This window comes from Microbacterium sp. J1-1, from assembly GCF_024498615.1.
GTDB lineage: Bacteria > Actinomycetota > Actinomycetes > Actinomycetales > Microbacteriaceae > Microbacterium > Microbacterium aurugineum.
Genome location: NZ_CP089590.1, coordinates 927,959 through 941,442 on the forward strand (window position 1 = coordinate 927,959; position 13,484 = coordinate 941,442).

Consider the following 13,484-nt stretch of genomic DNA (forward strand, 5'->3'; position numbering starts at 1 on the left):
GGGATTCCTCTCGGATCAGGCGAAGACGTCGATGCCGCCGTGCGGCGAGCGGAGGGGGAGGGGGCCGGGTCGGTCGGCCAGGGAGGTGGGCGGCTCCGGAGTCGCGCGAGCCTCGGCGGCTTCCCGATCGGCGGGGGCATCGCCACGGGAGTGACCGCCGCCCGCGCTCGCCGCGTTGCCGTTCGAGGTGCCCCCGTTCAGAGCGCCTCCGTTCGGGGCGCTCTGCGGGTGCAGGGGGCCGGGTCCGTCGTCCGCGGTCGAGAGCATGAGTGTCGCGTGCGGGGCGGCAGCGGCCAGGTCCCGGCGGAGGTCGGCAAGGATCACGCGCAGAGCCTCGCGCCCGAGATCGTTCGGCGCATGCAGCTCGATGTGGATGGCGCCTCCGGAGATGTGCGCCCGCACGGTCACGGGACCGAGGTTCTCCGGGGACACCGTGAGGGTGAGGCTGTGATCGCCGTCTGCGGCTTGCGCGAGCGAGACCACCGGTGCGGCGAGCTGGGGGAGCAGGACGGGTCGGGCGATCGCTGCAGCCGCCGCCGGGGTCGTGGGGGCGAGCGGGGGCGGGATCGACGGGGACCCCGTGAGTGCCGGCACGACCGCTTCACCGGCCGAGGGCGTGGAGTCGGGCGCTGGGGTGGTCGATACCGGAGGTGCGGGTGAGGGTGACACGCGCGGGGCATCCGGCATCGGCTCCTCCGCAGCAGGGAGAGGGGGAGCCGCCTTCGCGTCTGCGCCCGACACGAATTCCGTAGCGGGCGGGGAAGCCGGCACCGGGGGCATCGCCACGGACGCAGACGCGCCGCCCTCGACCCCCGTGCGCGCGGAAGCGGCAGCCGAGACGCCCGCGGTGGTGTCTGCGTCTCCCGAGGAATCGACGACGGCTGGAGCCGGTACGCCGAGGGGGACGGCCGCCGCCGAGACCCGCGACGACGATGCGACGGCCGGGGCGGTCGATTCGCGCACGGCCTCGACGACCTGCGCCGCGACGAGCGTTCCCGCGGCGGCGGGCTCCTGGCTGCTCTGACCGAGCGGAACGGACGTGCTCGCGAGCGTAGAAGTCTCGGCGGCCGCCGCCAGGGTGCCGTCGGCCACGGCCGATGCCGCCTCCGGTCCGTCGGCGGGGGTGGGCGGAGCAGACGGGACGAGCCCGACCGGCTCGGGAACGACGAGAGCGCCGTGGAGCGGTGCGGTCGGTGGAGGATCGGAGAGCGTGTCCTCCGGAGAGGCTTCGTGCTCCGGGGCGCCCTCCGCTACGGCGTCCACCGGCATATCCTGCGCGCGCTCTGCGCGTGAGGCATCGTGGATCACATCGGCGAACGCGGCGGCGCCTGCCGTCGCGGTGCGGGCGGGTGCCGTGCCGCCGCTGGGCCGCGCGGCACGCGGATCGAGGACGTCGATGATGCCGAGAGCTGTCATGACTGCCCCTCCGTCGTGGTCCGTACGCCGATCTCGTCCAGCTCGGCCTGCTCGGCGTGCAGCTCGGCGGTCCGCGTCTTCTCGGCATGCGCTTCGGCGAGGCGATCGAGTCCGCGCATCGCTCTCCGTGCCTCGGCATGCTCCGCGCGGGCCTGTGACACCGTCTGCTCTTGCAGCTCCGAGAGCGTCGTCAGATCGGCGAGCAGCGTCCGGCCTGCCACACGCGCCGCAGCGAGGGCCGCGAGGGAGCGGACGTCGACGGCCTCGTTCCCGCTCCCCGCCAGGTGCGCACGCAGCGACCGGTCGCGGGCTTCGGTGTGCTGTGCGTCGATCACCGCCCGGGAGAGCCGCTGCGCAGCCGCTCTCTCCTGGATCTCGCGCACGCGCAGCAGACCCGCCAAGGAGAAGGACCGGCTCATGCGACAGCTCCGAAGGTCGAGACGAGCTCCTCGAGTCGACGCCAGGACTCGTCGATCCCGCTCGTCTCATCGAGGGACTGGGTGAGGAAGGCGGAGATCGCCCGCTCATGGGTGATCGCGGCGTCGATGCGCGCGTCCGCTCCCGCCTGGTAGGCGCCGATGTCGATCAGGTCGTTCGCCCGTCGACGCGCGGCGAGCACGGCACGCAGGGTCGCCGCATCCGACCGTTGTCCGGCGGCGGTGATCTTGCCCGCCACGCGGGAGACCGAGCCGAGCACGTCGATCGCCGGATGATGTCCGGACAACGCGAGCGCCCGATCCAGCACGACGTGACCGTCGAGGATCGATCGCACGGTGTCCGCGATCGGTTCGTTGTGGTCGTCGCCGTCCACGAGCACGGTGTAGATGCCGGTGATCGAACCACCGCGATCGGTGCCCGCGCGTTCGAGGAGGCCCGCGAGGAGCGAGAAGGTCGACGGTGGATACCCGCGGGTGGCGGGGGGCTCGCCCGCGGAGAGACCGATCTCACGTTGCGCCATCGCGACGCGGGTGAGGGAATCCATCATGAGGATCGCGTGCGCGCCGTCGTCGCGGAAGGCTTCGGCGATCCTCGTCGCCGTGTAGGCGGCACGGATGCGCGCCATGGCCGGTTGGTCCGAGGTGGAGACGACGACCACAGAGCGGGCGAGGCCTTCGGGACCCAGATCGTCCTCGATGAACTCGCGCACCTCGCGACCGCGCTCACCGACCAGGGCGATCACCGTCACCTCGGCGTCGGTGCCGCGCGCGATCATGGACAGCAGCGAGGACTTGCCCACACCGGAGCCCGCGAAGAGCCCGACGCGCTGCCCTCGGCCGACGCTGACGAGGGTGTCGAGCGCCCGCACCCCGAGCGGAAGCGGGGAGTCGATCCGATCGCGGCCCATGATCGACGGCGGAGCATGATCCAGGCTCACCTCGGTGGCGCCGTGCAGCGGCCCCTTCCCGTCGATGGGACGGCCGAGCCCGTCCAGGACACGTCCGAGCAGGGGCGTTCCGGTCGGCACGCGCAGGGGTCCGCCGCGACCGCGCACCGGTGCCCCCACCGTGAGCCCGCTGACAGCGCCCAACGGCATGCACCGCAACCCGCCCTCGCCGACCGCGACCACCTCGGCGTCCACCCCGTCGAGGGTCACCACGTCGCCGACCGCGCCGTCGAGGCCGCGCACCTGCACGCTCAGTCCGCGCACCTGCGAGACGACCCCGACGCGTTCGGGCCGCACGGCCTCGCGCACCGCACCCCAGGCCGTCATGATCCGGCCTCGGCGAGTGCGCGACGAGCACGTTCGAGCGCGCTCCCGACCCGGGCATCGATGCGGCCGTGGTCCAGGATCGCGACGGCGTCTCCGCGGTCGAGCGTGTCATCGGCGATCAGCAGGAGGCCGGCGATCGTGCCTTCCGTGCCTTCCAGTGTGCGGAGGTCGTCGGGGTGCAGGCGCACTTCGCGGATCTCGTCGGGCACGCCGACCTCGAGGGCACGACGTGCCGCGGCGGCGGCGGAGGCACCGGCATCCGTGAGTTCGCCGAGCAGGATGAGCTCCGCGAGCTCGATCGCGCAGCGCAGCACGTGGTCCTGTGCGGCGGAGGTCAGCTCCCGCTCCCGCTCGCCGAAGGAGCGCGCCGCTGCGTGGAGTGCGGAGACGGCGTCCTCGACGCGGCGGGCGGATTCCTGCTCGCGGGCGGCGCGTTCCGCATCTGCGACGCGCTGGGCGGATGCGGCCTCCGCGAGCCCGGCGCGATATCCCTCCGCGTGACCGTCCGCGTAGCCGCGCAGCCGCGCCCGCGCATGCTCCGAGCCGTCCTCGCGTCGGTCGAGACGAGGGAAGAGCACGGGAGAGAAGGCGTCAGTAGACATATTCGTCCTCGTCGGTGCGCTGCACCGTGATGTCGCCGGCGGCTTCGAGCGCGCGGATGGTGCGCACGATCTCGGCCCGCGCCTCCTCGACCTGCGACATCCGCACGGGGCCGAGTGTCCGCGCCTCCTCGTCGAGGTTCTCGCGGTTGCGCTCGGAGACGTTGCGACGGATGAGGTCCGCGATCCCTTGATTGGCACCCTTCAGAGCGAGTGCGAGGGAGCGGATGTCCATGCCGCGCAGCACGCGCTGCGTGTCTCGATCGTCGAGCTTGACGATGTCGGCGAAGGTGAACATGCGTGAACGGATGTCCTCTGCGAGCGCGCTGTCCCGATCTTCGATGCTCGCCAGCAGAGCCTTCTCGACGGTCGCTCCGGAGCGGGCAATGATCTCGACCAACGGCTCGACGCCGCCGAGGGTCTCGGGCGCATCGCGGCTCGCGAAGGTCCCGGTGCGGGTCTTCAGCGCATCGGCCACGATCGCGATCGCCTCCTGGGACGCGGTCCCCATGGTGGCGATGGCGTGTGCGACGTCGGTGCGGGTCGGGTCGGGGAGAGCAGCCAGTACGGCGGCGGCGCGTTCGGTGGGCAGGTGTGCGAGCACGAGAGCCACGGTCTGCGGGAGCTCTCCGTCGAGCAGCGTCGCCAGCTGGGCGGGGTCGGCGGAGCCCAGGAAGTCGAACGACGAGTTCATCGCCGTCGAACCGACCCTGCCGAGGACGGCTGCCGCGCGTTCTGCGCCGAACGAGGCCTCGAGAAGCCCGGCGGCGATGTCCCGACCTCCGCGCGCGGGAGGGAGGTGCCCGCTCGCGATGCGGTGGAACTGGCCCAGCGCCTGCGCGGTGGTGGCGGCATCCAGGTCCTGGAGGCCGATGATCTCGGCGGCGACGGCCTCCGCCTCCGACTCCGAGAGGTGCTTCATGACCTCGATCGCCTGTGCACGATCGAGGTTCATCAGGACGACGGCCGCGGTCTGCCGATCGGTCAGCCCGCTCATACGTGCTGCCTGTCGTCGATGAGGGTGCGCAACAGCTCGGCCGTGCGCTTCGGGTCCTGCCGGGTGAGGGAGTCGATCTCGGCGCGACGACGCTCGAGGCTGACCTGCGCGGGTTCCGGATCAGGCTCGGGCTCGGGGTCGGGGGTCGTCTCGAGGAAGGCGAGCGGGGTCGTGGCAGCCTGGTCGATCGCTGCCGTCGTGGCGCCGGCGCCGATGGCCGACAGCGGCGCCGGGCGGTCGCCGAAGAGCTGGTCGAATTCGGTCGCCGAGTTCGCGCGGCGGCGCATGCGCACCAGAGCGGCGACGACGGCGAGCAGCAGCGGCAGGGCGATCGCGGCGGCGATGATCAGCGTGTTCAGCAGGACCGCCTGGCGCTCGGCGGCCTCCGTGTCCTTGGCGGCCTGCAGCGCGGCCTGCGCTGCTTCGGAGCTGGTCTGGTTGAACGAGACGAGTTCGACCGCGATCGAGTCGCCGCGCTCGGTGTCGATCCCGGCGGCGGTCTCGACGAGGTCGCTCAGCTGTGCGGTGCTCAGGTCACCGCCTGCTCCCGCATCGACCGCGACGGAGACCGACTGGCGAAGCAGCGAGCCGGCGGGCGTGGAGGTGCTCTGAGTGCTCTTGTTGACCGCGTTGGTCTTCGAGGTCTCCGTGGACTCGGAGGTGCCGTCGCCGTCCGTGGACGGCACGGCGATGTTGTCGGGGCCGAGCACTCCCGCGTTCGAGCTCGATCCGTCCTGCCTGTCGGTCCTGGTCTGCTCGGTGAGCGGCGGAGCGCCCTCGGCCGGGGTGTAGGTCTCTTCGACGCGCTCGTTGACGGAGTGATCGATCTCGGCGACCACGGTGACTTTGGCGTTGCCGGGCCCGACCACGGTGTCGAGCATCTGCTGGACGTTCGCCGTGACCCGAGCCTCGTAGTCGCTGGCCTGCTGGTCCACGCCGCCGGTGGTCCCGACTCCCGCGGCCGAGAGCGTCTGTCCGCTCTGGTCCACCACGGCGACGTTCTCGGGCTTCATCCCGCTGACGGCCGCGGAGGTGAGATGCACGATGGCCTCGACCTGCTTCGGGGTCAGCGTCGCGTTGCCGGATGTCTCCACGAACACCGAGGCCGTGGCGTCGACGGTCTCCGAGACGAAGACGCTCTCCTCCGGGATGGCCAGCTGCACCGAGGCCGCCGTCACTCCCTCGATCGACGAGATCGTGGCCGCGAGCTCGCCCTCGATCGCACGCTTGTAGGTCACGGACTGCTGGAACTCGGAGGTCGTCACCCCCATGTCGTCGAGCAGCGAGTAGCCGCCCGAGCTCGCGCCGGGAAGGCCGGCGGACGCCGCGGCGAGCCGCTGGTCGTAGACGTCTTTCTCGGGGACGAGCACGGTCGCGCCGCCGTCCGCCAGCTCGTAGGGCACCGACGACGACCGCAGCTGCTCGACCACGGCGTTCGCGTCGGAGGCGCTCATGCCGGAGAAGAGCGGGGTGTACGTGGGGCGGGTGAGCCAGCTGGAGAGCGCGACGATACCGAGGGCGAGCACGGCGACGCCGATGATCGCGATCGTGCGCTGCGCGAGCGAGAAGCCCGCGATCACGCGTCCGATCCGCTGGAACACGGTGGTGACGGCCTGGGGCATCAGGCTTGCATCCGCATGATCTCATTGAACGCGTCGACGCCCTTGTTGCGCACGGCGGCGACCAGCTCGAGCGTCACCGAGGCGCGGGAGGAGGCGATCATCGCGGCGTGGATGTCGTCGAGGTCACCGGTGACCGCGGCGACCTTGAGGGCATCGGACTCCGACTGCAGTGATCGCAGCTCGTCGATCGCCCCGGTGACGCTGCTCGAGAAGGCGGTGTCGTCGGTGCCCTTCGTGGGGGCGACGGGTGGCGTGAGCGTGAAACCCGAGGAGATGCCCTCGATGCCTGCGAGCGGGTCCATCAGTTGCGTCCGATCTGGAGGGCTGCTTCGTAGGCGTTGCGCGCACGATCGACGATGCCGGCGCTGGCCTGGTAGCCGCGCTGGGCGAGGATGAGCTGGCTCATCTGATCACCCAGGTCGATGTCCGGGTAGCGGACGTAGCCGTCCGCGTCGGCGAGCGGGTGGTCGGGCTGATGGACGACCCGTCCCACGGCGCTGCCCTGCACGGTGCCCGCAACGTACACACCGGGCGACTGATCGCTCGGCTGGGCGAGGATGTACCGTGCCCGGAAGGCTGCACCGTCGGTCGAGGTGGCCGTGTTGATGTTCGCGATGTTGTCGCTGATGGCGTCGAGCCACTTGCGGTGCACGGTCAGTCCGGTGCTCGCGATCCCGATCGCATCGAAGGTCATGAGGTCCTCATCGCCGTGCGCATCGAAGAGAACGAGCCGTTCACGGCCTGCGTCGCGAACTGGTAGCGCAGCATCGTGTCGACGCTGGAGAGGGTCTCGGTGTCGAGGTTGACGTTGTTGCCGTTCAGTCGGGTCGGTTCGAGCGAGGTGCCGACCGTCGCGCCGACCCGACCGTCGCCGGCATCGACCGAGCGGGCGAGGGCCTCTTCGAACTGCACGCGCTTGGCGTGATAGTTCGGGGTGTTGATGTTGGCGATGTTGTCCGCGATGGCCCGCTGACGCAGCGCGAGGCCGTCGAGCGCACTCGTCAGTGCGGTGATGGTCACAGAATCGAACACGAACCGGCTCCCCGTGTGTGGCTGGTGTGGCCGATCCCTGGCCGAGTCATGCGAGCCATCCGTGCTCTCCCTGCTCTATCGGCAGGTTCGTGCGCGGCGTTAGGGAGCGGTTTCAGCCGTCCACATCGAGGTAGGCGGGCTCCTCGGGGCGTCGGGTGCCCGGGATGCGGCTCACGGCGCCGAGGTGCTGCCGGAGGCCGTCGAGGTCGGTGCGGGTTCGTTCCATCGCCGTGCGCTGCAGCTCGACGACCTGTCTGGCGCGATCCGCGAGCGCGGGGGGAAGCGGAGCGGCGGGCGGTGTCCAGGGGGCCAGGTCTGCCGCATCCGCGGTGCCGGGGGCAGCGGCGAGGATCCGTTCGGCGTCGTGCTCGAGCCGATCGAGCAGCGCGGTCCACTCGTCCATGCTCACGCCCGGCTCTCCGCCACGGTGCGGGCGGCCTCGTGCCAGGCATCGCGCAGCGGGGCGACGATGCCGTGGCAGGCGCGGGTGCGCTCGGGATCGCGGCCGATGTTGGCCCCGATGAGCGTCTGAGAGAGGAAGACGTAGACCGAACGCAGTCCGGCACTGCCGTTCCAGTCGTCGGTCAGCGAGGAGGACAGCTCCGAGACGATCGCCTGCGCGTGCTGCAGTTGCGCGTTCGCCTCGGCCCAGTCCTCGGCACGCTGAGCGGTCTCGCCACGCTCGATGTCCAGCAGCAGCCGGTCGTAGAGCATGGTCACCAGGCGCTCCGGGGGTGCCGACAGCACGGCATCCTCACGGTAGCGCTGTTGTGCGCGCAGGGCGGCGTTCATGCTCACTTCCCCCCGTTCGAACTCGAGCCCGGGAGGGCGGCGATCTGCGACGAGAGGTACGTCGACTGCGACTGGAGCTGCGACAGCATGACTTCGAGTCGTGCGTACGTGCGCTCCAGGGAGGCCTTGCGCTGCGCGAGCCGCACGTCCCAGCGTTCCATCTGCTCGCCGAGGCCCTTGACCTCGCTCTCCTGACCCGTGATGCGGGAGGTGAGGAGCCCGTCGTACTTGTCCGAGTAGATCTTCGCGGTGTCCTGCACGCGCGCGGCGACGTCGGAGAAGAGGCCGGCCACGGCATCCGGATCCTTCGCGAGTGCCTCGGCGAACTTCTCCTCGTCGAAGCTCAGGACGCCGTACATGTCGGTCGAGATGCCGATGGATGAGGGAGAGACCCCGTCGACGGGGTGCTGCACGGCGTCGGCGAGCGCGTTGCGCAACCCGCGCACGGTGCTGTCGCCCGTGAAGACGCCGAGGGTGGTCTTGTCTCCCGGCTTCGCGGCGACGGTCGTCTTCGAGCCGTTGTCGATGCGGGTCAGGATGTCCTTGACGGCGGCGATGAAGTCCGCCGACGCCTTCGTCCGTGCTTCGGTGTCGACGGCGACGCCGATCGTGACGGGATCGGCGGAACGTGCGGTGACCGTCACGTCCACACCGTCGAACAGATCGGTGAACGTGTTGCTCGACGAGGTCAGCACCTGCTCTGCGCTCGTTCCCGCCCAGAGCCGCAGACGGGCGTCGGCGCCGGTGGCGATGACAGCGGCTCCCGCTTCGGTCGAGAGGTCGGATGCCGTGCCGCTCTCGACGGCGGCGATGTCACCGCGATAGGCGCGGAACTGTCCGGCCTCTCCCGAGTCCGCGGCGCGCAGCTGCAGGCGGTGCATCACGTTCCCGTCGGCGTCACGCCCGGCGGGAACGGCGGCGGCGACGATACCCGCGCCCGCTTCGTTGATCGCCTGGGCGACGTCCTGCATCGACGCGGAGTCGGCCGTGACCTGCACGCGCTCGCCCTTGGCGTTCTCGAGCGTGATCACGGGGGGATCGACCGGCCAGCCCTGTGTGGCGGCGGAGACGATCGTGTGGTTCGTGGCGACCTGGTCCACGACGATGTCGGCGGAGAGCGGAGCAGCGCCGGCGCGCGTGGCGACGGTGACCGAGGGCGACGAGGAGGTGGTGGTGAAGCGGGCGAGTCCATCGGGGACCGCGGCTTTCTCGGCTGCGGTCGCGAGGTTCTGGATCGCGGTGTTCAGGGTCTGCAGCTGGGAGACGATGCCGTTCTTGTCGTCCATCTTCGCCTTGAGCAGCGAGCGCGGGATGGCGTGCACGTCCATCAGCGCCTTGATGACCTCCGTGGTCTTCAGGCCGGAGACGAGACCGTCGAGCGAGAGGGACATGATCGCCTTTGCGGATCGGGAGCGGACGGTGTCCGGGCGACGGGCGGAACCGCCGCCCGGACACTACGGCGTGGGTCAGCGCAGGAGCTGGAGAACGCCCTGGTTGGACTGGTTCGCCTGGGCCAGCATGGCCGTGCCCGCCTGCGACAGGATGTTCGCCGACGTGAACTTGACCATCTCGGACGCCATGTCGGTGTCGCGGATCCGGCTCTCGGCGGCGGCGAGGTTCTCCGCCGACACGTTGAGGCTGTTGATGGTCGACTCGAAGCGGTTCTGCAGCGCACCGTAACCGGCACGTGCGGTCGAGACCGCCTGGATCTCGGTGTCGATGTCGGCGAGCGCGGCACCGTAGGTGGCAGCGTCCGTCATCGTGGCCGCGTATCCCTTGATGTCGGCGCCGAGGCTGGCGAAGTCGGTCAGTGCGACCGAGATCTGGTCCTCGGCGGCGACCGCGCCCGCACCGACCTGGAACGTCAGCGTCGTGCCGCCCGAGAGCAGCTTGATGCCGTTGAAGTTGGTGCTCTCGGCGATCCGGGTGAGCTCGTCGCCCAGGGCGCCGATCTCGGTCTGGATCGCTTCGCGCGACTTCGCGTTGTTCGAGTCGTTCGCACCCTGAGCGGTCAGGTCGCGAACGCGCTGAAGGATCGAGTGGACTTCGGTCAGGGCGCCTTCTGCGGTCTGGATGACCGAGATGCCGTCCTGGGCGTTGCGTGCCGCGACGTTCAGGCCGTTGACCTGCGAACGCAGACCCTCGGAGATCGCCAGGCCCGCCGCGTCGTCCGCCGCGCGGTTGATCCGCAGGCCGCTCGACAGCTTCTCGAGCGACTTCGACAGGTCGTTCTGCGTGTTGGACAGGTTGCGGTAGGCGTTGAGCGCCGACACGTTGGTGTTGATCTGCATACCCATAAGGGTTCTCCTCCGTGAATGGTGTTGTACGGGTGACCATCCGTGGTCTCCCGCCCACACCTATCGGCGGAGGTGGCGTGCCCGTTAGCCGGGCGATGAGAAGCGCGGGTCAGGCGGGGGCGGCTTCGCGGAAGATGTCCGCGATCCGCGGGCTGCTCGCATCGGCGATCCGCGAGAAGTAGGCGTCGCGGGCGCCGGCGGACACGCGCGTGGTCGACGTCGGCGCCGAGCCCTCGGCGAAGTACCGATCCAGAGCGTCGCGGAGGAGCCGGATGGCTTCCGAGCGCTGCTGCGACACCGCCGAGTGGGTCACCCCCAGTTCCTCGGCGATCTCCTTCACAGGCCGCTCGTCGAAGTACACGGCCTGCACGATCCGGCGCATACGTTCGGGGAGCGCGGCGACGGCCTGCTCGAGGATGTCGCGGCGTTCGCCGACGAGGGCGGATTCTTCGGGCAGGGGGATCTCGGTGGCGACGTCACGGGCCGCGGGATCGTCCAGGGTGGTGACAGTCCGCGCGGCATCGCCGAGTGCTTCGACGACGACGTCCTTCGTGACGCCCATGGCTGTGGCGACCTCGGTCGGGGTCGCGGTCCGGCCGAGACCGGCGGTGAGCGTCTCGCGGACGGCGACCGTCTCTTTGATGCGCTTGCGGATGCCGCGCGACGCCCAGTCCATGGAGCGCATCTCGTCGGCGAAGGCACCGAGGATGCGACGGCGCGCGTAGGCGCCGAAGGGGACGCCCAGGGCAGGATCGAATGCATCGGCCGCGGTCACGAGCGCGAGCGCGCCGACGGCCGCCAGCTCGTCACGGGGGATGTGGGTGGCGCGGGAATGGGTTTCGGCGGCGAGGTATCCGACCAGGGGGAGGTTGCTCTCGATGAGGAGATTGCGCTCAGCGCGCGAAGGCATGGGGGATGATCCACCTCTCTGGATGCACTCCGGAAGATCCGAGGAGATGAGCAGATGTACATATCACAAGGAGCGAGATATGTACATGGGGAGAACTACCCATCGCCGTTCCACATAGTAACCTTAGGGGCGCGGCAGCCGATAGTGACCTTTGGCCGCGTTATGAGGCGTGGCGATCACTGGGGAAAAGGGGATCATGGGAGCCAACGAACTATCGATACAGCTGTGGCGAGAGCGTGAACTGCTCGAGATGCTGCTCTTCAAGCTCGACGAGCAGCAGTTGCTGCTCGCCGCCGGGCGATCCCAATGGATACAGTTTGCCGCGCGTGAGATCGATCAGGTACTCGACAGGCTTCGTGGCGCGGGACTCGCACGCGCCGTGGAGGTCGCGACCGTCGCCGAGGAGTGGGGGGCTCCCGAGGGCGCGACGATTCGCGAACTGATCGCACACGCGCCGGAAGGTGCGTGGCAGGAGGTCTTCGCGGACCATATGCGGGCGCTGACCAAGCTCGCCGCCGAGGTGGAGCAGATGCGCGACGCCAACGCGGAACAGCTCAGCGGAGTGCTCCGCGCGACCCAGGAGACGATCGCCGCATTGGGGCACGACACCGGGGAGTACACGACGACGGGCGATCGCGCTCGCGACGACGCTGCGCGCATCATCGACACCGAGATGTGACCGGAAGGGGATCATGTCGACCTTCAGTGGATTGAACACCGCGGCCAGCGGCCTCGCGGCGGCCCGACGGGGCATGGACGTGGTGGGACAGAACATCGCGAACCAGAAGACCGAGGGGTACACGCGCCAACGCGTCCAGACCTCGGCCATCGCCGCCATCGCCCAGACCGGCCGCTTCAGCGTCGGCGCACAGCCGGGGCACGGTGTGTCGATCGACGGCGTGGCCCGTCTCGGCGATGCCCTGCTCGATGCCCGCGTCCGCGATTCCCTCGCCGCGTCCGGCTTCTGGTCCACCCGTGCCGTCGCCGCCACCACGATCGAGGCCTCCCTCGCCGAACCGACCGAGAACGGGCTCGCGGCCCGACTGTCGAAGTTCTGGTCGGGATGGCAGGACCTCGCGAACACCCCCGACTCGGGGGCCGCGGCGTCCAGCATCCTGGAATCCGCGAAGGAACTCGCCTCGCAGATCGCGGGTGGGTACCGGACGGTGGCCGGACAGTGGAACGATGCCCGCGCCGCGGCCGACCGGACGATCACCCAGGTGAACGCGGCGGCGGACCAGATCGCCGTGCTCAACGGCGAGATCCGTGACGCCCTGGCCTCGGGGCGCTCGGCGAACGAGCTCATGGACCAGCGCAGCGTGCTCGCGCAGAACGTCGCCCGCATGTCGGGTGCCGCCGCCACCCTCGAGACCGACGGCACGATGACCGTGCGCATCGGCGGCAACGCCCTCGTCGCAGGCTCCGATGCGCGCCATCTCGTCCTGGACGGACCGGCCACCATCGACGCCGGCCAGCGCTTCACGGTCTCCTGGGCGTCCGCTCCCGGTCTGACGGCATCGATCGACGGCGGTGAGCTCGGCGGTTCGCTCGCCGTCCTCGCCCCGGCCGCGGATGGAGGGATGCTCGCGCAGCTCGCTTCGACCTACGACGCGGTGGCGACGCGGCTGGCGGAAGCGCTGAACACCCAGCATCGCGCGGGGGTCACATCGTCGGGACAGCCCGGCGGCGACTTCTTCACGATCCCCCCGACCGGTTCCGCCGCACTCGGGTTGAGCGTCGCCATCACAGCACCGTCGGATCTGGCGCTCGCCGCGCCGGGTGCCGGTGCCTGGGACGCGAGCAACGCCGACCTGATCTCCCAGATCGGGCGGAGCGCGACCTCGCCCGACGCGCTCTGGTCCGACCATGTCACCCGGTTCGGTGTGGCGACGGCGGCCGATGTGCAGCGCGCGAAGGTGTCCGACGCGGCCGCGGTCGCGGCGGTCGGCGCGCAGCAGTCCGTCGCCGCCGTCGACGGCGACGAGGAGACCATCAGTCTGCTCACCTACCAGACCGCCTATCAGGCCGCGGCCCGGGTGATGACCGCGGTGGACGAAGCGCTCGACGTGCTCATCAACCGCACGGGTCTCGTCGGACGCTGATCGAAG

16 protein-coding genes are annotated in these 13,484 nt (G+C 70.3%); 2 read left to right on the plus strand and 14 right to left on the minus strand.

What is annotated here, in order from left to right; all coding sequences use genetic code 11:
- Nucleotides 1–15: 15 nt before the first annotated feature.
- The 14 genes from LRQ07_RS04440 to LRQ07_RS04505 form a co-directional block, all read right to left on the minus strand.
- A complete protein-coding gene (locus tag LRQ07_RS04440) occupies nucleotides 16–1,416 on the minus strand; it encodes a flagellar hook-length control protein FliK (protein ID WP_256535951.1) in 1,401 nt (466 codons plus the stop codon).
- Complete coding sequence (locus LRQ07_RS04445; protein ID WP_131492584.1) at nucleotides 1,413–1,835, minus strand: hypothetical protein; 423 nt, start codon at nucleotides 1,833–1,835, stop codon at nucleotides 1,413–1,415. The genes LRQ07_RS04440 and LRQ07_RS04445 overlap by 4 nt, the downstream gene beginning before the upstream one ends.
- The gene (locus tag LRQ07_RS04450; RefSeq protein ID WP_047524141.1) at nucleotides 1,832–3,127 is read right to left on the minus strand and encodes a FliI/YscN family ATPase; all 1,296 of its coding nucleotides are present in this window, start codon (nucleotides 3,125–3,127) and stop codon (nucleotides 1,832–1,834) included. The genes LRQ07_RS04445 and LRQ07_RS04450 overlap by 4 nt, the downstream gene beginning before the upstream one ends.
- Nucleotides 3,124–3,729 carry a FliH/SctL family protein gene (locus LRQ07_RS04455; protein WP_256535952.1) on the minus strand — a complete coding sequence of 202 codons (606 nt, stop codon included), beginning with the start codon at nucleotides 3,727–3,729 and terminating at the stop codon, nucleotides 3,124–3,126. The genes LRQ07_RS04450 and LRQ07_RS04455 overlap by 4 nt, the downstream gene beginning before the upstream one ends.
- Complete coding sequence (gene fliG, locus LRQ07_RS04460) at nucleotides 3,719–4,723, minus strand: flagellar motor switch protein FliG (RefSeq protein WP_134353140.1); 1,005 nt, start codon at nucleotides 4,721–4,723, stop codon at nucleotides 3,719–3,721. The genes LRQ07_RS04455 and fliG overlap by 11 nt, the downstream gene beginning before the upstream one ends.
- Nucleotides 4,720–6,345, minus strand: coding sequence for a flagellar basal-body MS-ring/collar protein FliF (gene fliF, locus LRQ07_RS04465; protein ID WP_256535953.1), 1,626 nt, complete (start codon nucleotides 6,343–6,345; stop codon nucleotides 4,720–4,722). Before fliF ends, fliG begins: the two co-directional genes overlap by 4 nt.
- On the minus strand, nucleotides 6,345–6,647 hold the full coding sequence (gene fliE / locus LRQ07_RS04470; protein WP_256535954.1) for a flagellar hook-basal body complex protein FliE: 303 nt from the start codon (nucleotides 6,645–6,647) through the stop codon (nucleotides 6,345–6,347). Before fliE ends, fliF begins: the two co-directional genes overlap by 1 nt.
- A complete protein-coding gene (locus LRQ07_RS04475; protein WP_047524146.1) occupies nucleotides 6,647–7,039 on the minus strand; it encodes a flagellar basal body rod protein FlgC in 393 nt (130 codons plus the stop codon). The genes fliE and LRQ07_RS04475 overlap by 1 nt, the downstream gene beginning before the upstream one ends.
- Nucleotides 7,036–7,377, minus strand: a complete 342-nt coding sequence (flgB, locus tag LRQ07_RS04480) for a flagellar basal body rod protein FlgB (protein WP_047524147.1) — start codon at nucleotides 7,375–7,377, stop codon at nucleotides 7,036–7,038. The genes LRQ07_RS04475 and flgB overlap by 4 nt, the downstream gene beginning before the upstream one ends.
- A 112-nt stretch (nucleotides 7,378–7,489) precedes the next feature.
- Complete coding sequence (locus tag LRQ07_RS04485; RefSeq protein WP_231555080.1) at nucleotides 7,490–7,780, minus strand: hypothetical protein; 291 nt, start codon at nucleotides 7,778–7,780, stop codon at nucleotides 7,490–7,492.
- Between the two features lie 2 nt (nucleotides 7,781–7,782).
- On the minus strand, nucleotides 7,783–8,169 hold the full coding sequence (fliS, locus tag LRQ07_RS04490; RefSeq protein WP_047524149.1) for a flagellar export chaperone FliS: 387 nt from the start codon (nucleotides 8,167–8,169) through the stop codon (nucleotides 7,783–7,785).
- A gap of 2 nt (nucleotides 8,170–8,171) precedes the next feature.
- Nucleotides 8,172–9,560 carry a flagellar filament capping protein FliD gene (gene fliD, locus LRQ07_RS04495; protein ID WP_232762419.1) on the minus strand — a complete coding sequence of 463 codons (1,389 nt, stop codon included), beginning with the start codon at nucleotides 9,558–9,560 and terminating at the stop codon, nucleotides 8,172–8,174.
- 75 nt (nucleotides 9,561–9,635) lie between these two features.
- Nucleotides 9,636–10,466: a flagellin gene (locus tag LRQ07_RS04500; RefSeq protein WP_047524151.1), complete on the minus strand. Its 831-nt coding sequence runs from the start codon at nucleotides 10,464–10,466 to the stop codon at nucleotides 9,636–9,638.
- A 109-nt stretch (nucleotides 10,467–10,575) separates the two neighbouring features.
- Nucleotides 10,576–11,376 (minus strand): sigma-70 family RNA polymerase sigma factor, encoded by an 801-nt coding sequence (locus tag LRQ07_RS04505; RefSeq protein ID WP_256535955.1) that lies wholly within the window; start codon nucleotides 11,374–11,376, stop codon nucleotides 10,576–10,578.
- 196 nt (nucleotides 11,377–11,572) lie between these two features.
- Between LRQ07_RS04505 and LRQ07_RS04510 the strand changes: the two genes are divergently transcribed.
- Nucleotides 11,573–12,055: a flagellar protein FlgN gene (locus tag LRQ07_RS04510; protein ID WP_047524153.1), complete on the plus strand. Its 483-nt coding sequence runs from the start codon at nucleotides 11,573–11,575 to the stop codon at nucleotides 12,053–12,055.
- Nucleotides 12,056–12,068: 13 nt separating this feature from the next.
- Nucleotides 12,069–13,478, plus strand: coding sequence for a flagellar hook-associated protein FlgK (gene flgK / locus LRQ07_RS04515; RefSeq protein ID WP_047524154.1), 1,410 nt, complete (start codon nucleotides 12,069–12,071; stop codon nucleotides 13,476–13,478).
- Nucleotides 13,479–13,484: the final 6 nt, after the last annotated feature.

Bases quoted from the DNA above. Each gene is read 5' to 3' on its own strand.
- LRQ07_RS04445 (WP_131492584.1), bottom strand. From the start codon at position 1,835: ATGAGCCGGTCCTTCTCCTTGGCGGGTCTGCTGCGCGTGCGCGAGATC.
- LRQ07_RS04485 (WP_231555080.1), bottom strand. From the start codon at position 7,780: ATGGACGAGTGGACCGCGCTGCTCGATCGGCTCGAGCACGACGCCGAA.
- LRQ07_RS04455 (WP_256535952.1), bottom strand. From the start codon at position 3,729: ATGTCTACTGACGCCTTCTCTCCCGTGCTCTTCCCTCGTCTCGACCGA.
- LRQ07_RS04510 (WP_047524153.1), top strand. From the start codon at position 11,573: ATGGGAGCCAACGAACTATCGATACAGCTGTGGCGAGAGCGTGAACTG.
- fliF (WP_256535953.1), bottom strand. From the start codon at position 6,345: ATGCCCCAGGCCGTCACCACCGTGTTCCAGCGGATCGGACGCGTGATC.
- LRQ07_RS04505 (WP_256535955.1), bottom strand. From the start codon at position 11,376: ATGCCTTCGCGCGCTGAGCGCAATCTCCTCATCGAGAGCAACCTCCCC.
- fliG (WP_134353140.1), bottom strand. From the start codon at position 4,723: ATGAGCGGGCTGACCGATCGGCAGACCGCGGCCGTCGTCCTGATGAAC.
- fliS (WP_047524149.1), bottom strand. From the start codon at position 8,169: ATGAACGCCGCCCTGCGCGCACAACAGCGCTACCGTGAGGATGCCGTG.
- fliE (WP_256535954.1), bottom strand. From the start codon at position 6,647: ATGGACCCGCTCGCAGGCATCGAGGGCATCTCCTCGGGTTTCACGCTC.
- LRQ07_RS04440 (WP_256535951.1), bottom strand. From the start codon at position 1,416: ATGACAGCTCTCGGCATCATCGACGTCCTCGATCCGCGTGCCGCGCGG.
- LRQ07_RS04475 (WP_047524146.1), bottom strand. From the start codon at position 7,039: ATGACCTTCGATGCGATCGGGATCGCGAGCACCGGACTGACCGTGCAC.
- LRQ07_RS04500 (WP_047524151.1), bottom strand. From the start codon at position 10,466: ATGGGTATGCAGATCAACACCAACGTGTCGGCGCTCAACGCCTACCGC.
- fliD (WP_232762419.1), bottom strand. From the start codon at position 9,560: ATGTCCCTCTCGCTCGACGGTCTCGTCTCCGGCCTGAAGACCACGGAG.
- flgK (WP_047524154.1), top strand. From the start codon at position 12,069: ATGTCGACCTTCAGTGGATTGAACACCGCGGCCAGCGGCCTCGCGGCG.
- LRQ07_RS04450 (WP_047524141.1), bottom strand. From the start codon at position 3,127: ATGACGGCCTGGGGTGCGGTGCGCGAGGCCGTGCGGCCCGAACGCGTC.